Origin of the sequence: Trueperella pyogenes, from assembly GCF_001070855.1 — a bacterium.
Lineage (GTDB): Bacteria > Actinomycetota > Actinomycetes > Actinomycetales > Actinomycetaceae > Pauljensenia > Pauljensenia pyogenes_A.
Genome location: NZ_JVLH01000014.1, coordinates 56,745 through 74,817, shown reverse-complemented (window position 1 = coordinate 74,817; position 18,073 = coordinate 56,745). Strand labels below are relative to the sequence as shown.

Below are 18,073 nucleotides of genomic sequence, written 5' to 3'. Positions count from 1 at the left end.
AAAGACAAGAAATATGAAGGCTAGGATCGGCACGACGAAGGGGCCGGTACCACGGGTGGTACCGGCCCCTATAAAGTCGCTTACGCGAAAGAGATCACTTCTCTTCTTCGACCTGCTCAGCGGCGTCAGCCTCTTCGCCGGCCTCGGCTGCAATTTCTTCAGCCTCGTTAGCCATGGCAAGATCGCCCTCTTCGCGAGCCTCTTCGGCGCGCTCGGAAGCGGCCTCTGCAGCTTCCTCAGCCTCTGCTGCAACCTCGGCTGCAGCGGCCTTTTCGGCGGTCTTCTCAGCAGACTTCACGACTGCCTTCTTCTCGACGGCCTCCATGCAGAACTCAATCTGCATCAGAGGAGCATTGTCGCCCTTGCGGTTACCCACGCGGGTGAGGCGGGTGTAGCCGCCCTGACGCTCGGGATCAAGCGCGGGAGCAATAACGTCGAACAGGGTGTACAGGGCGTTCTTGTCGGTGATGACGCGAGCCACGGTACGGCGAGCGTGCATGTCGCCACGCTTTGCCTTGGTCACAAGCTTCTCAACGAAGGGGCGCAGGGCCTTAGCCTTGGCCTCGGTCGTGGTGAGCGAGCGGTGTTCAATGAGCTGAGTCGCAAGGTTCTTGAGGATCAGCTTCTGGTGTGCCGGGCTTCCGCCCAGACGAGCACCCTTCTTGGGGGTGGGCATTTTGTCTCCTAGGAATTTATGCGTCCATCGGACGCAGCATGTCAGATGGACTGATCGTCGCTGAAGTGGATGGAACCGGATTCGCTGGCCTCACCGGAGGGCAGGACAGAATCCTTCAGGGTCATCCCAAGGGTTGCAAGAGCTTCCTTGATTTCTTCAATCGACTTCGTACCGAAGTTGCGAATGTCAAGCAGATCCGCCTCGGAGTGAGCCACGAGCTCGCCAACAGTGAGAATTCCGCGACGACGCAGTGCGTTGTAGGAACGCGACTGAAGGCCGAGGTTCTCAATGGGCAGCGCGAGGTCGGCAGCGAGGGTGGCATCCGTGGTCGAGGGACCGACTTCAATGCCTTCGGCTTCCTCGTTCAGTTCACGCATCAAACCAAAGAGCTCAACCAAGGTCTTGCCAGCGGAGGCAACGGCGTCACGCGGGGTGATTGCCGGCTTGGTCTCAACGTCGATGATCAGGCGATCGAAGTCGGTGCGCTGCTCAACACGAGTTGCCTCAACCTTGTAGGTCACCTTGACAACGGGAGAGTAGATCGAATCGATCGGGATGCGGGAAATTTCAGCCTGGGGATCCTTGTTCTGAGCAGCCGACACGTAGCCGCGGCCACGCTCGACGGTCAGCTCGATCTCAAGCTTGCCCTTGTCATTGAGGGTCGCCAGATGCAGATCGGGGTTGTGAATCTCGACGCCGGCCGGAGGGGTGATATCCCCTGCGACGACCTCTCCCGGGCCTGCCTTACGCAGGTACATGACAACAGGCTCGTCGTTCTCGGAGGAGAGAACGATCTGCTTGATGTTCAGGATGATCTCGGCAACGTCTTCCTTCACACCCTCGATCGTCCGGAACTCGTGAGGCACACCATCAATGCGGATGGAGGTCACGGCAGCGCCGGGGATCGACGAGAGCAGGGTTCGGCGCAGGGAGTTACCCAGCGTGTAGCCGAAACCGGGCTCGAGGGGCTCCAGGATGAAACGGGAGCGCAGTTCGCTGACCTTCTCTTCGGTCAGGATGGGTCGCTCTGCAATGAGCACGTCTTAGTCCTTTCTTCCCGGCGCCCGCCATATGACGCCGGATCGGGGTCCCGCATTGCGGGGAAAAGGTAAGGACGAGGCCACGTATTCTTGTGTGATCCCGCCCAGACGTGGGGGGTGGATTTCCGTGGGATCTCCACCCTCCGGGGCTCAGACGCGACGACGCTTCGGGGGACGAGCGCCGTTGAATGCCTGGGGCGTCACGTCCTGGATCGAGCCGACCTCCAGGCCAGCAGCCTGAAGCGAACGGATCGCGGTCTCACGGCCGGAGCCGGGACCCTTCACGAAGACGTCGACCTTCTTCATGCCGTGTTCCTGTGCGCGACGCGCGGCGGCCTCGGCAGCAAGCTGAGCAGCGAAGGGGGTCGACTTACGCGAACCCTTGAAGCCCACCTGGCCGGAGGAGGCCCAGGAGATCACCGCACCGGTAGGGTCGGTAATGGAAACGATAGTGTTGTTGAACGTCGACTTGATGTACGCGTGTCCGTGAGTGACGTTCTTTGAAATCCTGCGGCGCGGCTTGCGTCCCGCGCCGGAACGAGTGGTCTTTGCAGCCATGTGTTTCAGTTCCTTCGAAGTCGTGTGTTAAAAGTCCACGCTGGACTTAGCGGCCTTACTTGGCCTTCTTCTTACCTGCAACGGTGCGCTTGGGGCCCTTACGGGTACGCGCATTGGTCTTGGTGCGCTGACCGTGGACCGGCAGGCCACGACGGTGACGAAGTCCCTGGTAGGATCCGATCTCAATCTTGCGACGGATGTCTGCCTGGACCTCACGACGCAAATCGCCTTCCACCTTAAAGGTGTTCTCGATGTATTCGCGAAGCTTGACGAGGTCTTCCTCGGTGGCATCCTTCACGCGAAGATCGGGGCTCACGCCGGTGGCCTCGAGGGTCTCCTTGGCGCGGGTGCGTCCAACTCCATAAATGTACGTGAGCGCGATCTCCATACGCTTTTCGCGAGGGAGGTCGACGCCGGCAATACGTGCCATGTTTATGCTCCAAATTGTTTATCGGAGGTCGTCACCACTCCTCCCGGGTGAGCCACCCGGCCCCGGCCTCCGAACCGAGGGTCGCGCAAGCGCGTGTGGAATGATGCTGCCGGATTACTCCGGCGTTATCACAGCGAGGGTTCAGCCCTGGCGCTGCTTGTGCCTGGGGTTGTCACAGATGACCATGACGTTGCCGTGGCGACGAATCACCTTGCACTTGTCACAGATCTTCTTGACACTCGGCTTGACCTTCATGGTGTGTACCTCCGCTACCCGCAGGTAGCTTGTGTCGGTGTGTTCACTTGTAGCGGTAGACGATGCGGCCTCGGGAGAGGTCGTAAGGGCTCAGCTCGACGACCACTCGGTCCTCGGGCAGAATGCGGATGTAGTGCTGACGCATCTTGCCGGCAATGTGGCCAAGCACGATGTGTCCATTGCTCAATTCCACGCGGAACATCGCATTCGGCAAGGCTTCGATAACCGTGCCTTCGATTTCGATGACGCCGTCCTTCTTCGCCATATCCTCCGTCTATCCTCTACTACTTTTTCGGATTCGAACGGCCTGAGACCGTTCGGGATCGCCCTTGGAAACAGGCATACTGCCCCCAAAGACACGTCCAAGGGTCGAGCCTACGCTATTTTGGCCCTTCTTGGAAAGCTGGATGCGGTGTCTATCGCCTCACGCTTAATTCCAGCGAGCTGACAACATAGACACGCGCGGGAAGCTAGTCCAGCAAAACAGGAGTGACACCAAAGGGCGCGAGCCCTGCTACTCCCCCGTCAACTGCACTCAAGATCGCGACGCCGTCATCCAAAATCGCGATGGTGTGCTCCCATTGAGCGGCATCTGAGCCATCAACTGTACGAACTGTCCAGTCGTCATTCTCGGTGACATTTTCAATATCGCCGCTGGTCAGCATCGGTTCAACGGCCAGAACCATTCCAGGACGCAACTTCGGCATCAGGCCACGCACGCGGTAGTTCAGAACTTCCGGATCCTGGTGCATCGCGGTGCCAATCCCATGTCCGGTGAAGTCCTCGATAATTCCCGCTTCCCAACCGAGGTCCTCCGCACGCTCGGCAACGACGCGCTCGACAGCCTCGCCAACTGCGCTCACACGCTTTCCACGAGCAACCGAGGCAAGCGCCGCCCACAGGGCCTCACGAGTAACGAGGTCGAGCTCGCGCCTGCGCGCAACACTCCCCTGGCGCGAAACTTCCCCTGCCGAGTCCGCGCTGGTTTCCCCCGCCTCACTCTGAGGAGCTGAAGGGATTGCACTCCCCCAGCGTTTTCCTGCGCCCGGACCTTGGTGACGACGAACCCATAAACGCGCAAACTCTTCATCAGAAGTGAATTCATCTCCGACGATCATTGAGAATGCCGCATCTCCGTGCCACTGTTTACCGCTGCGCTCAAGCCATGCCCCGCAGTCGAAGGTCACAATGTCACCAATAGCAAGCTTGCGCTTCCCGGGGATGCCGTGAACGATCACGTCATTGGGGGAAATACACACCGTTGCGGGATAGCCGTAGTAATTGAGGAAGTTCGAGCGCGCACCGCAACGACGGATCGCATCTGCGCTGACCTCGTCCAGTTCTCCGGTAGTTACGCCGGGACGAGCCGCCTCTCGCAGGCTTCGGTGAATTTCTGCAACAACCAGCCCGGCTTCTCGCATCCACTTGATCTGATCAAGGGTCTTGTATTCAATGTGGGACATTGTGCTTCCTTTGGATGAAACTCCGGGGCGCGATGGCTTTCACCACCGCGCCCCGGTTCCGTATCAGCGCTGAGCAGCGCCAGGGTACGTGTTGCTTACTTGTTGAGACCGTCGAGAAGCGCGAAGATACGCTCGCTCACTTCGTCGATAGAACCGCGTCCGTCAACGACCTGAAGTAGGTCTTGATCGGCGTAGTAGGTGGCCATGGGCTCAGTCAGCTCGTGGTAGATCTCAAGGCGGTGACGAATCACGGGCTCAGTATCATCCGAGCGGTTCTGCTCGGTTGCACGCTTGAGCATGCGAGCCACGACTTCATCTTCGTCAACCTGAATCTCCATGACGACATCCAAGCTCACACCAAGTTCAGCAAGCATGTCACGCAGAACATGTGCCTGTTCCAGAGTGCGGGGGTAGCCGTCAAGGAGGAAGCCGTTGGCAGTATCTGGCGCCGAAAGACGCACCTTCACCATGGGGTTCGTTACCGAATCAGGAACGAACTCTCCGCGTTCCATGTATTCCTTGGCCCGTTTGCCCAATTCCGTGCCCTCAGACATATTGGCGCGGAAGATCTCTCCGGTGGAGATGGCGGGAATGTTCAGGCGCTCGGCGATACGCGCGGCCTGGGTTCCCTTACCAGCTCCGGGAGGGCCGAGGAGAACGATAGCGGTCATCGCAAGAATCCTTCGTAGTGATGCTGTTGAAGCTGAGTGTTGATTTCCTTCACCGTCTGCAGGCCGACACCGATGATAATCAGAAGGGTCGTGCCGCCGAAGGGCATCTGTCCTTGGGAAATGTGCAACGGAATAATCGCCAACGAAGGAATGAGCGCGACGATGACCAGGTAGAGCGCACCGGCGGTCGTGATGCGGTTCATCACGTAACGCAGGAACTCAGCCGTCGGACGGCCTGCGCGGTATCCGGGAATGAAACCGCCGTAACGCTTCATGTTATCCGCTACCTCATCGGGATCGAAGGTGATCGCGGTGTAGAAGAAGGTGAAGAAGAGTGTGAGTAGGGCGTAGGTGGTCAAGTAGGGCCATGCGTCCTGGTGGAAGTTCGCGCTAATCCACTGGACCCACTTGGAGTCCTGACTGCCGAACTGTGCAAGCATCGGGGGGAATGCCAGAAGTGAAGAAGCGAAGATGACGGGGATAACGCCCGACATATTGATCTTCAGAGGAATGTAAGTCGTTGTACCACCGTACTGACGGCGACCGATCATGCGCTTTGCGTACTGAACGGGAATTCGGCGTTGTGCCTGCTCGAGATAAACCACGACGATCGAGACGAGAAGCATCAGACCGATGATTGCGAAGACCGCTCCCCACTTACCGCTCTGTCCGATGGTCAGAAGCTGGGAGGGCATACGCGCGGTAATGGAAGTAAAGATCAACAGCGACATACCGTTACCGATACCGCGTTCGGTGATCAATTCGCCGAGCCACATGATGACACCGGTACCGGCGGTCATGACGATCATCATCAGAAGGAAGGTCCACACTGAATTCGAGGGGATGATCTTCTCAGAACATCCGGCAAAAAGATTTCCTGAACGGGCCAGCGAAATAATGGTTGTGGACTGAAGAATGCCCAAGAAAATTGTCAGATAACGCGTGTACTGAGTGAGCTTCGTTTGGCCGGTCTGACCTTCTTTGTGCAGATCGTCAAAACGAGGAATCACGACGCGCAGAAGCTGGATGATAATCGACGCGGTGATGTAAGGCATGATACCCAGCGCGAAGATCGACAATTGGAGGAGCGCACCACCAGAGAAGAGGTTCACCAAGTCCAGCAGCGAAGCGTCGCTCTGTTGAGCAAGACACTTGGTCACTGCCTGCGAATCAACGCCAGGAGTTGGGATGAAAGAGCCCAGACGGAACATCGCCATGATGAATAGCGTGAACAGAAGTTTCCGTCGGAGATCTGGGGTACGGAATGCCTGCGCGAACGCACTGAGCAAGGCTTCCTCCTACGTAACGAAATAATTGCGACCATTTAGATCGCACGACTCTCAAAAGACTACCTGAAATGACAGGGATACTGTGAATCAAAAGTAGAGAACTTGAGAAACTGTGATATGGGTAAAGGCCCTCTCCCACTTGGATAGCCAGTGAAAGCGGGGGCTTCAGTGGCTGGGGAAACGGCCTCGACGTGCAAGAAAGCGAAACGGGGGCAGCCCGGAAACCGAGCCACCCCCGTGGCAATCACCACTCAGCGGGTCTTGATAGAACCGCCGGCAGCAGTAATCTTCGCTTCTGCCGAAGCCGACCAAGAGTCGACCTCGATATCGAGCTTAACGGTGAGCTCACCGGTGCCGAGCACCTTCACTGCCCAACCGTCGCGCACTGCGGAACGTGCAACGAGATCCTCAACAGTCACCTTTCCACCTTCGGGGAAGAGCTCCTGCAGACGACCGACGTTGACGACCTGGTACTCAACGCGGAAGGGGTTCTTGAAGCCGCGCAGCTTGGGAAGGCGCATGTGGATGGGCATCTGGCCACCCTCGAAGCCTGCGGGAACCTGGTAACGAGCCTTCGTGCCCTTGGTACCACGTCCAGCGGTCTTACCCTTTGAACCTTCACCGCGACCGACGCGGGTCTTCGCGGTCTTTGCACCAGCGGCGGGACGCAGGTGGTGCAGTCGAACGACGCGACCCTGCTCCTCACCGGTGTTCTTCGTGGAGTCCGCCATGGTCAGTCGACCTCCTCAACTGTAACCAGGTGACGAACGGTGTGGATGGCACCGCGAACGGTTTCTGCATCCTCACGAACGACGCTCTGGCCGATCTTGCGCAGCCCGAGGGTGCGCAGTGTGTCCTTCATGTTCTGCTTGGCGCCAATGCTGGACTTGACCTGCGTGATCTTCAGCTTTGCCATCACTCAGTCACCCCCGCAGCAGCCTTATCAGCTTCGCTTGCCTCAGCGGCAGCGCGCTTTTCAGCTTCGCCTTCTGCGCGTGCACGGAGCATGGAAGCGGGAGCAACGCGCTCGAGCGGAAGACCGCGGCGAGCTGCGACTGCTTCAGGCTGTTCCAGAAGCTTCAGTGCAGCAACAGTTGCGTGAACAATGTTGATTGCGTTGTCAGAACCGAGCGACTTCGTCAGCACGTCGTGGACGCCTGCAGCCTCGAGGACTGCACGGACGGGGCCGCCGGCGATAACGCCGGTACCGGGGGCGGCGGGGCGAAGCAGAACTTCACCTGCCGCGTCGCGGCCCTGAACAACGTGAGTGATGGTGCGGCGGATCATCGGGACGCGGAAGAAGTTCTTCTTCGCTTCCTCAACACCCTTGGAAATAGCCTGGGGAACTTCCTTGGCCTTTCCGTAGCCGACACCGACGGTGCCTTCACCGTCACCGACGACAACCAGAGCGGTGAAGGAGAAACGACGTCCACCCTTCACAACCTTGGAAACGCGGTTGATGGTAACAACACGCTCGATGTACTGATCTTTACTTTCGCCCCGACGGGTGTCGCGGTTCTCGCGACCGGAGCGGCGGTCACGGCGTTCGCCGTCGCCAGAGCGCTCGGCGCCTTCCTGACCGTTCCTGCCTCGCTGCGATGCAGCCATCAGTTGATCTCTCTTTCCTCGAGGCTCAGTCACAGCTCAAGTCCGCCCTCACGGGCGGCTTCTGCGACTGCCGCAACGCGGCCGTGGTACTTATTGCCACCGCGGTCGAAGACCACAGCGGTGATGCCTGCGGCCTTTGCGCGCTCTGCAATGAGAGTGCCGACCTGGTAGGCCTTGTCCTTCTTCGTCCCTTCAGCGGCAACAAGTGCTGCTTCCAAGGTCGAAGCGGAGACCAGGGTGTGACCGATGGTATCGTCCACAACCTGTGCGACCATGTGGCGGTTCGAACGGGTGACAACCAAACGCGGACGCGAAGGGGTGCCCTGAACCTTCTTGCGCAGGCGCAGGTGACGACGCTTGCGAGCGACGAACTTGCCCTTGCCCTTGACTGTGTACGCCATCACTTACCAGCCTTTCCGACCTTGCGACGGATGGTCTCGCCCACGTAGTGGATACCCTTGCCCTTGTAGGGTTCAGGCTTCTTGAGCTTACGGATGCGAGCGGCGGTCTCTCCAACGAGCTGCTTGTCGATGCCCGACACGGTGAACTTCGTCTGAGATTCGACGGAGAACTCGATGCCTTCGGGCGCCGGAACGAAAACGGTGTGCGAGAAGCCAAGGGAGAACTCGAGGTCCTTGCCCTTTGCGACAACGCGGTAACCGGTACCGGCAATTTCAAGCTGCTTCGAGAAGCCCTTCGTCACACCTTCGATCATGTTGGCGATCAGGGTGCGGGTCAGGCCGTGGAGCGAACGAGCAACACGATCATCGGAAGGACGGGTCACAACGACCTTGCCTTCATCGATGGCGGCGCTGATGGGTTCAGGCACAACGTGGCTCAGTGTTCCCTTGGGGCCCTTAACGGTAACGTCTGCACCGTTGATGGTGACGTCGACGCCCGCGGGAATTTCGATCGGATTCTTACCAATACGCGACATTCTTCAGCCTCCTCATCACCAGATGTAGGCGAGGACTTCCCCACCCACACCCTTCTCGGCTGCCTGACGGTCGGTGAGCAGGCCGGAAGACGTGGACAGAATTGCCACGCCGAGGCCGCCGCGGACCTTGGGCAGGTTGGTGGACTTGGCGTAGACGCGCAGACCGGGCTTGGAGACGCGCTGCAGACCCTCGATAGCGGCCTCGCGGTGCGAGCCGTACTTGAGAGTAAGAACCAGCGTCTGGCCGACCTTGGCATCCTCGACGTCGATGGAAGCGATGTAGCCTTCCTCGACGAGAATCTTCGCGATCGCGGCCTTGAGCTTCGAGTACGGCATGGAAACCGACTCGTGGCGCGCGTGGTTCGCGTTACGCAGACGCGTCAGCATATCTGCGATCGGATCAGTCATTGTCATTTGGGGATTCTCCCCTTCCTCGTCGCGGTTTCTCCGGAAAACCGGGACCTACGACGTCAGTTTTACCAGCTGCTCTTGGTGACACCCGGGAGATCGCCACGAAGGGCGAGCTCACGCAGGCACACACGGCACAGTCCGAACTTGCGGTACACCGAGCGGGGACGACCGCAACGGTTGCACCGGGTGTAGCCACGCACGCCGAACTTGGGCTTACGCGCAGCCTTGATCTTCAGTGACGTCTTAGCCATGGTCAGTCCTCCTTAAACGGGAAGCCGAGGTGACGCAGAAGAGCACGGCCTTCTTCGTCGGTGGAGGCCGAGGTAACGACCGTGATGTCCATACCGCGAACGCGGTCGATGGAATCCTGATCGATCTCGTGGAACATGGACTGCTCCGTCAGGCCAAAGGTGTAGTTGCCGTGTCCATCGAACTGCTTCGAGGACAGACCGCGGAAGTCACGAATACGCGGGAGCGCAGTCGAGAGGAGGCGGTCCAGGAACTCCCACATGCGGTCGCCACGGAGGGTGACGTATGCGCCAATAACCTGGCCTTCGCGCAGCTTGAACTGTGCGATGGACTTCTTCGCCTTGCTCGTCTGAGGCTTCTGACCGGTGATGGCGGTAAGGTCGCGGATCGCGCCCTCAAGTGCCTTCGAGTCACGAGCAGCCTCGCCGACGCCCATGTTGACGACGATCTTGGTCAGACCGCCCACCTCCATGGGGTTTGCGTGCTTGAATTCAGCGCGCAGAGCATCGCGAATTTCGGAGTTGTACTTTTCCTTCAAACGCGGGGCCATAATCAGATCTCCTTGCCCTGCTCGATGCCGCGACGGGCTCCGCCACGGGTGACGCGAACGCGAACAGTGCGCGTACGGCCGTCACGCTCAACGGTGTCCTCACGGAAGCCAACGCGAACGCGCTGCTTCGTCTCAGGATCAACCAGAGCAACCTTCGACAGCGAGATCGGAGCCTCGACGGTGATGATGCCACCAGCCTGGCCCTGGGTCTGTCCCTGACGCACGTGGCGGGTCTTCAGGTTGATGCCCTCAACGAGGACCTTCTCCTGAGCGGGGAAAACGCGAATAACGCGACCCTGCTTGCCCTTGTCGCCGGGCTTGAGGGGCTCGAGGCCCTGCTCGGCACGGCGTGCGTTGCGCTTTGCGAGTTCCTTTTCGTCCGAGGTACGTCCGCGAACGACCTCGACCAAGTCACCTTTACGAATCTTCGCTGCCATCAGATCACCTCCGGTGCGAGAGAAACGATTCGCATGAACTTCTTTTCGCGCAGCTCGCGGCCCACGGGACCGAAGATACGCGTACCGCGGGGTTCACCGTCATTCTTGAGAATGACTGCCGCGTTTTCATCGAAACGGATGTAGGAACCGTCGGGGCGACGGGTCTCCTTGCGCGTACGCACGACGACCGCCTTAACGACGTCCCCCTTCTTAACATTTCCGCCGGGGATTGCATCCTTGACGGTGGCGACGATCACGTCGCCGATTCCGGCATAACGCCGACCAGATCCGCCGAGAACACGGATGGTGAGGATTTCCTTGGCACCTGTGTTGTCGGCGACCTTCAGTCGCGACTCCTGCTGGATCATTTTCTACTGACTCCTGTCGTCGAGCCGGTTCTCTGCCCCGGAGTTACCTCCGGGGCCGAGCCTTGCCGAACGGATTTCGGTCTGTTAGGCGAAGGTCACTTCGCCTTTTCGAGAATCTCGACCACGCGCCACCGCTTGGTGGCGGAGAGCGGACGAGTCTCCATAATCAGGACGAGGTCGCCAACGGAGCACTCATTGTGCTCGTCGTGAACCTTGACCTTCTTGCTCTTGCGCATAACCTTGCCGTAGAGGGCGTGCTTGACACGGTCCTCAATCTCGACGACAACGGTCTTGTCCATCTTGTCACTGGTGACGTATCCACGACGGACCTTGCGCTCGTTGCGCACAGTGGTTTCTGCCATGTTAGTCACTCCTCAGTGCCTGGTGCGGTGCGGTAGCCAAGCTCCCGTTCACGCGCGATGGTGTAAATGCGGGCAATATTGCGACGAACAGTCTTCATACGACCGTTGTCTTCAAGGGAGCCAACTGCCTGCGCGAAGCGGAGGTTGAAGAGCTCAGCCTTTGCCTTCTCAAGCTCCTTGGACAGCTGTGCATCGTCCATGGCGTCGAGATCGGCGGTGGTCAGACCCTTATCTGCCATCAGTTGTCACCACCCTCGCGGACCACGAAACGGGTCTTCATCGGAAGCTTGTGCTGGGCGCGGCGCATTGCCTCGCGAGCAAGGCTCTCGGGCACACCGGCCAGCTCGAACATAATGCGTCCCGGCTTTACGGGAGCAACCCACCACTCGACGGCACCCTTACCGGAACCCATACGAGTTTCGGCGGGCTTCTTGGTCAGCGGGCGGTCCGGGAAGATGTTGATCCACACCTTGCCACCACGCTTGACGTGACGGGTCATTGCGATACGAGCAGCTTCGATCTGACGGTTGGTGACGTAGGCACCCTCGAGTGCCTGAATCCCGTAATCGCCAAATGCGAGCTCCGTGCCGCCGGTAGCAAAACCGGTGCGGTGCGGGCGGTGCTGCTTGCGCCACTTAGTACGACGGGGAATGAGCATTGGGCTCAGGCCTCCGTTCCGGTCTCGGTAGCGGCAGGTGCTTCAGCCGGAGCTGCCTGCTGCTGAGTGTTCTCGTGCTGCTGCTGGCCACGCTGTCCGCGACGGGGGTTGCGACGATCGCCGCGTCCACGTCCACCGCGGTTGGCCTGCTCAGCCTGCTGGCGGGCAAACTCACGCTCGGTGATATCGCCCTTGTAGATCCACACCTTGACGCCAATGCGGCCAAAGGTCGTACGGGCCTCGTGGAATCCAAAGTCGATGTTTGCACGCAGGGTCTGCAGCGGGACACGGCCTTCGCGGTAGAACTCGCTACGGCTCATTTCAGCGCCACCCAGACGGCCGGAGACCTGGACACGGATGCCCTTGGCTCCCGCACGCTGTGCGGACTGAATGCCCTTACGCATTGCACGACGGAAAGAGACACGAGCAGCGAGCTGCTCAGCAATTCCCTGTGCGACCAGCTGTGCATCCAGATCGGGGTTCTTAACCTCGAGGATGTTCAGCTGAACCTGCTTGCCGGTGAGCTTCTCCAGGTTCTGACGAAGACGATCTGCTTCTGCTCCGCGGCGACCAATAACGATACCGGGGCGAGCGGTGTGCAGATCAACGCGAACGCGGTCACGCGTACGCTCGATATCGACCTTTGCAATACCTGCGCGCTCAAGGTTCTCAGTCAGGTTCTTACGAATTGCGACGTCTTCTGCAACGTAGTCAGCGTAGCGCTGACCTGCAGTCGTCGAATCGGAGAACCAGCGAGACCGGTGATCAGTTGTGATTCCCAGGCGGAACCCGGTGGGGTTAACCTTCTGGCCCATTTACCGGTCTCCCTTCTTCTGATCTTCCTTAGTGCCAACCACAACGGTGATGTGGCTGGTGCGCTTAAGAATGCGTCCTGCACGGCCCTGGGCGCGGGGGCGGAAGCGCTTCATCGTGGGACCTTCATCAACGTAGGCTTCGAGGATCAAAAGATCCGCCTCATTGAAGGTCTCCTTAGCGGCTTCAGCCTTAACCTTCGCGTTAGCGACTGCGCTCAAGAGCACCTTGCGGACATCGGTGGCGACGGCCTGCGGGGCGAACCGCAGAATGTCGGCTGCCTCCAAAGCAGCCTTGCCGCGAACCTCGTTCACGACACGGCGTGCCTTCTGGGGCGTGACGCGGACAAAACGCGCCTGCGCCTTGGCTTCCATGAAATCCTGCCTTTTCTTCGTTACGCAAGGCCGGCTCAGCGCCGACGTCCCTTGCGATCGTCCTTGTCGTGGCTACGGAAAGTACGCGTGGGAGCGAACTCTCCGAGCTTGTGGCCCACCATCGACTCAGTGACGAAAACGGGCACGTGCTTACGACCGTCGTGCACGGCAATGGTCAGACCCAGGAAATCCGGGGTGATGACCGAACGGCGCGACCAAGTCTTGATAACGTTCTTAGAGCCGGATTCGACCGCGGCGTCAACCTTCTTCATGAGGTGATCGTCGACGAAGGGGCCCTTCTTCAAACTACGAGGCATTCCCAGCTCCTACTCAGCGATTCTTGCCGGTCTTGCGACGACGCACGATCATGCGGTCGCTGGCCTTGTTCGGACGACGGGTGCGTCCCTCGGGCTTGCCCCAAGGCGACACGGGGTGACGACCACCAGAGGTACGGCCTTCACCACCACCGTGCGGGTGGTCAACCGGGTTCATAACAACACCACGGACGTGCGGGCGCTTGCCCTTCCAGCGCATACGGCCGGCCTTGCCCCAGTTGATGTTGGACTGCTCGGCGTTGCCGACCTCACCAATGGTGGCGCGGCAGGTGATTTCGACGTTGCGAATTTCACCGGAGGGCATACGCAGCTGAGCGAAGCGGCCTTCCTTTGCGACGAGCTGAACCGAGGTTCCAGCAGAGCGTGCAATCTTTGCGCCGCCACCGGGGTAGAGCTCCACAGCGTGGACAACGGTACCCAAGGGGATGTTGCGCAGGGGCAGGTTGTTGCCGGGCTTGATATCGGCCGCGGGGCCGGACTCGACAAGATCGCCCTGATTGAGCTTGGCAGGTGCCAGGATGTAACGCTTCTCGCCGTCTGCGTAGTGCAGAAGGGCGATACGAGCGGTGCGGTTGGGGTCGTACTCGATGTGAGCGACCCGTGCGGGCACGCCATCCTTGTCGTGACGACGGAAGTCGATCACGCGGTAGGCGCGCTTGTGGCCGCCGCCACGGTGGCGAGCAGTCACACGGCCGTTGTTGTTACGGCCGCCAGTCTTGTGCAGCGGACGCACCAGCGACTTTTCGGGCTCGGAACGAGTGATCTCGACGAAGTCGGAGACGCTCGAACCACGACGACCCGGGGTCGTGGGCTTGTACTTGCGAATTCCCATGATTTTCCTCTAGTTCTCCGACGCTCAGGCCTGCTCGCCGAAGATGTCGATGGTGCCTTCACGCAGGGTCACGATGGCGCGCTTGACATCCTTGCGCGTACCGATTCCGTTGCGAGTGCGGTAAACCTTGCCCTTGCGGTTCTGCGTAGCCACGGAGGCAACCTTCACGCCGAAGATCGCTTCGACGGCCATCTTGATCTCGGTCTTGTTCGAACGAGGATCAACTTCGAAGGTGTACTTGCCCTGATCCATCAGGATCGAGGACTTCTCGGTGACGACCGGACGCAGAATGATATCGCGGGGGTTCTTAGCGGCTTCGATCGAGCTCACTTCGTTTCCTCCTTGGTGCCAAGGAATGCCTCGAGGGCGCCCTGGGTGAAGATGACATCTTCGTTGTCGAGGACGTCATAGGTGTTGAGCTGATCTGCCCACAGCACGTGAACCTCGCGAGCGTTGCGGAGCGACAGAGCCGAAAGCTCATCGCCGCGCTCGAGCACGACAAGTGCCGGACGGTCAGCAACGAGTGCGCGAACCGCGGCCAGTGCCTGCTTGGTCGAGGGCTTCTCGCCTTCGAACAGAGCGGTCACGACGTGAATGCGACCATTACGTGCGCGGTCAGAAAGAGCCGAACGCAGAGCGCCGACCTTCATCTTCTTGGGGGTGCGCTGCGAGTAATCGCGAGGCTGAGGACCGTGGACAATGCCGCCGCCAGTGAAGTGAGGCGCACGGATGGAGCCCTGACGAGCGTTACCGGTGCCCTTCTGACGGAACGGCTTCTTACCGCCACCGGAAACCATGCCGCGCGTCTTGGTTGCGTGCGTGCCCTGACGGCCTGCAGCAAGCTGAGCGACGACGACCTGGTGCATCAGCGGGATGTTGGTCTCAACGTCAAAGACCTCTGCGGGGAGGTCGACGGTGCCGGCCTTCTTACCCTTCAGGTCAAGAACATCGATGGTACGGATTTCAGACATGATCACGCACCCTTCACAGCGGAGCGAACCAGCACGATGCCGTTCTTAGGTCCGGGAATCGCACCCGAAATCAGGAGCAGACCCTTTTCCACGTCAACGGCCTGAACGCGAAGGTTCTGGACGGTACGACGGACACCACCCATACGGCCAGCCATACGCTGACCCTTGAAGATGCGACCGGGGGTTGCGCAAGCACCGATCGAGCCGGGCTTACGGTGGTTACGGTGAGAACCGTGAGATGCGGACACGCCAGCGAAACCGTGACGCTTCATAACACCGGCAAATCCCTTGCCCTTGGTGTTACCCGAAACATCGACGCTCTGTCCAGCTTCAAAGATCGAGGCATCTAGTTCCTGGCCGAGCTCAAAGCTATCGGCCTCGGAGGTGCGAACCTCGGCGAGATGGCGGCGGGGAGCAACCCCGGCCTTTGCGAAGTGAGCAGCCAGGGGCTTGGTCACCTTGCGTGCATCGATATCGCCGAAGCCAAGCTGAATAGCGGTGTATCCATCGGTTTCCTCAGTACGGAGCTGAGTAACAACGTTGGTGCCAACCTGCACGACAGTCAGGGGCACGAGGCGGCCGTCGGCGTCCCACACCTGGGTCATACCGAGCTTGCGGCCGAGCAGCGCCTTAACAGGCGCAGCAGCGTGCTGCTTATTCTTTGTCATTGCAGATGTCCTCAGAGCTTGATCTCGATGTTGACGTCCGCGGGCAGATCGAGACGCATGAGCGAATCGACGGCCTTAGGAGTCGGGTCGATGATGTCGATGAGCCGCTTATGCGTACGCATTTCGAACTGTTCGCGGCTGTCCTTGTACTTATGGGGCGACCGAATCACGACAAACACGTTCTTTTCGGTCGGCAGCGGCACCGGGCCCACGACAGTGGCACCTGCTCGCTGCACGGTGTCCACGATCTTGCGCGCGGAGCTGTCGATGACCTCGTGGTCATACGACTTGAGCCGGATGCGGATCTTTTGTCCCGCCATGCCGTCTTACCTCTTCTCGTACAGATTCGGCGCCGGTACCCGCATCCGGGCGTGTCGCTCTTAGCGAGAGCGCCCAGTGCGGACCGGCGTCTTGTCCAAAGATCTTGGGCATTTTGCCCAGTTAAGCAGTGATTGCACTGCCTAACCGCCCCGCCTCTAACGGGGCAACCCTTCTATTTTGGCAGAAATACGTAGGCTTCCTCAAGCTCGAGGCCAAGGAAACCCATGTGAATCCACTGACATAGAAGACGTGCGCATGCATTGCTCCAATGGAGGTACGTTGCGCACCGAGTATCTACACTACACCGCACTCGGGCGTGTCGCAAAGTCAGATCGGTCACCTTCACATGCGTCACTCCCCCACAGGCAGATGAACAATTTTCTACATGCAGATAACAAAAGAGCAGGCCCGCTCAAAGGAGCGGACCTGCTCTGCTGAAGATTCAGCTATCGCTAGGCGATCAACAAAGTCACTTCAGGATGTTGGTCACACGACCGGAACCAACGGTGCGGCCACCTTCGCGGATTGCGAAGCCGAGGCCGGGCTCCATGGCGATGGGCTGGATCAGCTGAACGGTGATCTCAGTGGTGTCGCCAGGCATGACCATGTCGGTGCCCTCGGGGAGGGTGATGACGCCGGTCACGTCGGTGGTACGGAAGTAGAACTGAGGACGGTAGTTGGAGAAGAACGGGTTGTGACGTCCGCCTTCTTCCTTCTTCAGGATGTAGACCTGGCCCTCGAACTCGGTGTGAGGCGTGATGGAGCCGGGAACGGCCACAACCTGGCCACGCTCGACCTCGTCGCGCTTGGTGCCACGGAGAAGCAGACCACAGTTCTCGCCTGCCCATGCTTCGTCCATCGACTTGTGGAACATTTCGATGCCGGTGACGGTGGTCTTCTGAGGATCGCGGATGCCGAGGATCTCAACTTCGGAGTTGATCGGCAGCTTGCCACGCTCGACACGACCGGTAACGACGGTGCCACGACCGGTGATCGTGAAGACGTCTTCGATCGGCATGAGGAAGGGCTTGTCCATGTCGCGCTCGGGGGTGGGGACGTAGTCGTCCACAGCATCCATGAGCTCTTCGACCTTGGCGGTCCACTCGGGGTCACCCTCGAGGGCCTTCAGTGCGGAAACCTGGATGACGGGAGCGTTCTCGCCGTCGAAGCCCTGCGAGGACAGGAGGTCACGGACCTCTTCCTCAACGAGCTCCAGCATTTCTTCGTCATCAACCATGTCGGCCTTGTTCAGGGCGACGAGGATGGTGGGCACGCCGACCTGACGGGCGAGCAGAACGTGCTCGCGGGTCTGGGCCATGGGGCCGTCGGTGGCGGCGACAACGAGGATGGCGCCATCCATCTGTGCCGCACCGGTGATCATGTTCTTCACGTAGTCAGCGTGGCCGGGGGCGTCAACGTGTGCGTAGTGACGCTTCTCGGTCTGGTACTCAACGTGAGAGACGTTAATGGTAATACCGCGATCGCGCTCTTCAGGAGCGTTGTCGACCTGATCGAAGGGGGTGAACTCGTTCAGATCCGGGTACTTGTCGTGTAGAACCTTGGTGATTGCTGCAGTCAGCGTGGTCTTGCCGTGGTCAACGTGACCGATGGTACCGATGTTGACGTGCGGCTTGGTGCGCTCGAACTTGGCCTTCGCCACTTGTGTCCTCCTGGACTCGGGTAGAAATTCTCAGCCTATGGCTAGGTGTCAGCATAACACCCAATGGGGCATGAGACCTACAGGTTTATTGATTCTTGTCAGGTCGGTCACAGCTCAGGAACAATTTTGGCTGTTCC

31 protein-coding genes are annotated in these 18,073 nt (G+C 59.5%); all 31 read right to left on the bottom strand.

Annotation, left to right across the window (positions count from 1 at the left end):
* Positions 1-94: 94 nt before the first annotated feature.
* The 31 genes from rplQ to tuf all read right to left on the bottom strand — a co-directional run bounded on the left by rplQ (position 95) and on the right by tuf (position 17,936).
* The gene (gene rplQ, locus ADG72_RS07345) at positions 95-676 is read right to left on the bottom strand and encodes a 50S ribosomal protein L17 (RefSeq protein WP_019126484.1); all 582 of its coding nucleotides are present in this window, start codon (positions 674-676) and stop codon (positions 95-97) included.
* A gap of 41 nt (positions 677-717) precedes the next feature.
* A complete protein-coding gene (locus tag ADG72_RS07340; RefSeq protein WP_048713929.1) occupies positions 718-1,716 on the bottom strand; it encodes a DNA-directed RNA polymerase subunit alpha in 999 nt (332 codons plus the stop codon).
* A gap of 150 nt (positions 1,717-1,866) precedes the next feature.
* On the bottom strand, positions 1,867-2,274 hold the full coding sequence (gene rpsK, locus ADG72_RS07335) for a 30S ribosomal protein S11 (RefSeq protein WP_009408802.1): 408 nt from the start codon (positions 2,272-2,274) through the stop codon (positions 1,867-1,869).
* A 55-nt stretch (positions 2,275-2,329) separates the two neighbouring features.
* A complete protein-coding gene (gene rpsM, locus ADG72_RS07330; RefSeq protein WP_009408801.1) occupies positions 2,330-2,704 on the bottom strand; it encodes a 30S ribosomal protein S13 in 375 nt (124 codons plus the stop codon).
* Between the two features lie 141 nt (positions 2,705-2,845).
* Positions 2,846-2,959 carry a 50S ribosomal protein L36 gene (gene rpmJ, locus ADG72_RS07325; RefSeq protein ID WP_003790577.1) on the bottom strand — a complete coding sequence of 38 codons (114 nt, stop codon included), beginning with the start codon at positions 2,957-2,959 and terminating at the stop codon, positions 2,846-2,848.
* A 43-nt stretch (positions 2,960-3,002) separates the two neighbouring features.
* Complete coding sequence (gene infA, locus ADG72_RS07320; protein ID WP_009408800.1) at positions 3,003-3,224, bottom strand: translation initiation factor IF-1; 222 nt, start codon at positions 3,222-3,224, stop codon at positions 3,003-3,005.
* 205 nt (positions 3,225-3,429) lie between these two features.
* The gene (locus tag ADG72_RS07315; RefSeq protein ID WP_048713925.1) at positions 3,430-4,422 is read right to left on the bottom strand and encodes a type I methionyl aminopeptidase; all 993 of its coding nucleotides are present in this window, start codon (positions 4,420-4,422) and stop codon (positions 3,430-3,432) included.
* A 95-nt stretch (positions 4,423-4,517) separates the two neighbouring features.
* Complete coding sequence (locus ADG72_RS07310) at positions 4,518-5,093, bottom strand: adenylate kinase (protein ID WP_048713922.1); 576 nt, start codon at positions 5,091-5,093, stop codon at positions 4,518-4,520.
* Positions 5,090-6,382 (bottom strand): preprotein translocase subunit SecY, encoded by a 1,293-nt coding sequence (gene secY, locus ADG72_RS07305; RefSeq protein ID WP_048713919.1) that lies wholly within the window; start codon positions 6,380-6,382, stop codon positions 5,090-5,092. The genes ADG72_RS07310 and secY overlap by 4 nt, the downstream gene beginning before the upstream one ends.
* 251 nt (positions 6,383-6,633) lie before the next feature.
* Positions 6,634-7,113, bottom strand: coding sequence for a 50S ribosomal protein L15 (gene rplO, locus ADG72_RS07300; RefSeq protein WP_009408796.1), 480 nt, complete (start codon positions 7,111-7,113; stop codon positions 6,634-6,636).
* Positions 7,114-7,115: 2 nt separating this feature from the next.
* On the bottom strand, positions 7,116-7,298 hold the full coding sequence (rpmD, locus tag ADG72_RS07295) for a 50S ribosomal protein L30 (RefSeq protein ID WP_009408795.1): 183 nt from the start codon (positions 7,296-7,298) through the stop codon (positions 7,116-7,118).
* Positions 7,298-7,990: a 30S ribosomal protein S5 gene (gene rpsE / locus ADG72_RS07290; RefSeq protein WP_009408793.1), complete on the bottom strand. Its 693-nt coding sequence runs from the start codon at positions 7,988-7,990 to the stop codon at positions 7,298-7,300. Before rpsE ends, rpmD begins: the two co-directional genes overlap by 1 nt.
* A 29-nt stretch (positions 7,991-8,019) precedes the next feature.
* The gene (gene rplR, locus ADG72_RS07285) at positions 8,020-8,391 is read right to left on the bottom strand and encodes a 50S ribosomal protein L18 (RefSeq protein ID WP_048713915.1); all 372 of its coding nucleotides are present in this window, start codon (positions 8,389-8,391) and stop codon (positions 8,020-8,022) included.
* A complete protein-coding gene (gene rplF / locus ADG72_RS07280; protein WP_009408791.1) occupies positions 8,391-8,927 on the bottom strand; it encodes a 50S ribosomal protein L6 in 537 nt (178 codons plus the stop codon). The genes rplR and rplF overlap by 1 nt, the downstream gene beginning before the upstream one ends.
* Positions 8,928-8,942: 15 nt before the next feature.
* Complete coding sequence (gene rpsH, locus ADG72_RS07275) at positions 8,943-9,341, bottom strand: 30S ribosomal protein S8 (protein ID WP_009408790.1); 399 nt, start codon at positions 9,339-9,341, stop codon at positions 8,943-8,945.
* Positions 9,342-9,403: 62 nt separating this feature from the next.
* Positions 9,404-9,589: a type Z 30S ribosomal protein S14 gene (locus ADG72_RS07270; protein ID WP_009408789.1), complete on the bottom strand. Its 186-nt coding sequence runs from the start codon at positions 9,587-9,589 to the stop codon at positions 9,404-9,406.
* Between the two features lie 2 nt (positions 9,590-9,591).
* Positions 9,592-10,137, bottom strand: a complete 546-nt coding sequence (gene rplE, locus ADG72_RS07265; protein WP_009408788.1) for a 50S ribosomal protein L5 — start codon at positions 10,135-10,137, stop codon at positions 9,592-9,594.
* Positions 10,138-10,139: 2 nt separating this feature from the next.
* Complete coding sequence (gene rplX, locus ADG72_RS07260; protein WP_009408787.1) at positions 10,140-10,574, bottom strand: 50S ribosomal protein L24; 435 nt, start codon at positions 10,572-10,574, stop codon at positions 10,140-10,142.
* Positions 10,574-10,942, bottom strand: a complete 369-nt coding sequence (rplN, locus tag ADG72_RS07255) for a 50S ribosomal protein L14 (protein WP_009408786.1) — start codon at positions 10,940-10,942, stop codon at positions 10,574-10,576. The genes rplX and rplN overlap by 1 nt, the downstream gene beginning before the upstream one ends.
* A 95-nt stretch (positions 10,943-11,037) precedes the next feature.
* Complete coding sequence (rpsQ, locus tag ADG72_RS07250) at positions 11,038-11,304, bottom strand: 30S ribosomal protein S17 (protein WP_009408785.1); 267 nt, start codon at positions 11,302-11,304, stop codon at positions 11,038-11,040.
* A 5-nt stretch (positions 11,305-11,309) separates the two neighbouring features.
* A complete protein-coding gene (rpmC, locus tag ADG72_RS07245; protein WP_009408784.1) occupies positions 11,310-11,543 on the bottom strand; it encodes a 50S ribosomal protein L29 in 234 nt (77 codons plus the stop codon).
* A complete protein-coding gene (gene rplP, locus ADG72_RS07240) occupies positions 11,543-11,962 on the bottom strand; it encodes a 50S ribosomal protein L16 (protein ID WP_009408783.1) in 420 nt (139 codons plus the stop codon). Before rplP ends, rpmC begins: the two co-directional genes overlap by 1 nt.
* Positions 11,963-11,967: 5 nt before the next feature.
* On the bottom strand, positions 11,968-12,777 hold the full coding sequence (gene rpsC / locus ADG72_RS07235; RefSeq protein ID WP_009408782.1) for a 30S ribosomal protein S3: 810 nt from the start codon (positions 12,775-12,777) through the stop codon (positions 11,968-11,970).
* A complete protein-coding gene (gene rplV / locus ADG72_RS07230) occupies positions 12,778-13,149 on the bottom strand; it encodes a 50S ribosomal protein L22 (protein ID WP_009408781.1) in 372 nt (123 codons plus the stop codon).
* A gap of 35 nt (positions 13,150-13,184) precedes the next feature.
* Complete coding sequence (gene rpsS, locus ADG72_RS07225) at positions 13,185-13,466, bottom strand: 30S ribosomal protein S19 (protein ID WP_009408780.1); 282 nt, start codon at positions 13,464-13,466, stop codon at positions 13,185-13,187.
* A 13-nt stretch (positions 13,467-13,479) separates the two neighbouring features.
* Positions 13,480-14,316 carry a 50S ribosomal protein L2 gene (gene rplB / locus ADG72_RS07220; RefSeq protein ID WP_009408779.1) on the bottom strand — a complete coding sequence of 279 codons (837 nt, stop codon included), beginning with the start codon at positions 14,314-14,316 and terminating at the stop codon, positions 13,480-13,482.
* 24 nt (positions 14,317-14,340) lie between these two features.
* Positions 14,341-14,646, bottom strand: coding sequence for a 50S ribosomal protein L23 (rplW, locus tag ADG72_RS07215; RefSeq protein WP_009408778.1), 306 nt, complete (start codon positions 14,644-14,646; stop codon positions 14,341-14,343).
* The gene (gene rplD, locus ADG72_RS07210; protein ID WP_026066606.1) at positions 14,643-15,287 is read right to left on the bottom strand and encodes a 50S ribosomal protein L4; all 645 of its coding nucleotides are present in this window, start codon (positions 15,285-15,287) and stop codon (positions 14,643-14,645) included. Before rplD ends, rplW begins: the two co-directional genes overlap by 4 nt.
* Before the next feature lie 2 nt (positions 15,288-15,289).
* Positions 15,290-15,955: a 50S ribosomal protein L3 gene (gene rplC / locus ADG72_RS07205; RefSeq protein ID WP_009408776.1), complete on the bottom strand. Its 666-nt coding sequence runs from the start codon at positions 15,953-15,955 to the stop codon at positions 15,290-15,292.
* Positions 15,956-15,966: 11 nt separating this feature from the next.
* Positions 15,967-16,275 (bottom strand): 30S ribosomal protein S10, encoded by a 309-nt coding sequence (gene rpsJ / locus ADG72_RS07200; RefSeq protein WP_009408775.1) that lies wholly within the window; start codon positions 16,273-16,275, stop codon positions 15,967-15,969.
* A gap of 470 nt (positions 16,276-16,745) precedes the next feature.
* Positions 16,746-17,936 carry an elongation factor Tu gene (tuf, locus tag ADG72_RS07195; protein ID WP_048713906.1) on the bottom strand — a complete coding sequence of 397 codons (1,191 nt, stop codon included), beginning with the start codon at positions 17,934-17,936 and terminating at the stop codon, positions 16,746-16,748.
* Between the last annotated feature and the right edge of the window lie 137 nt (positions 17,937-18,073).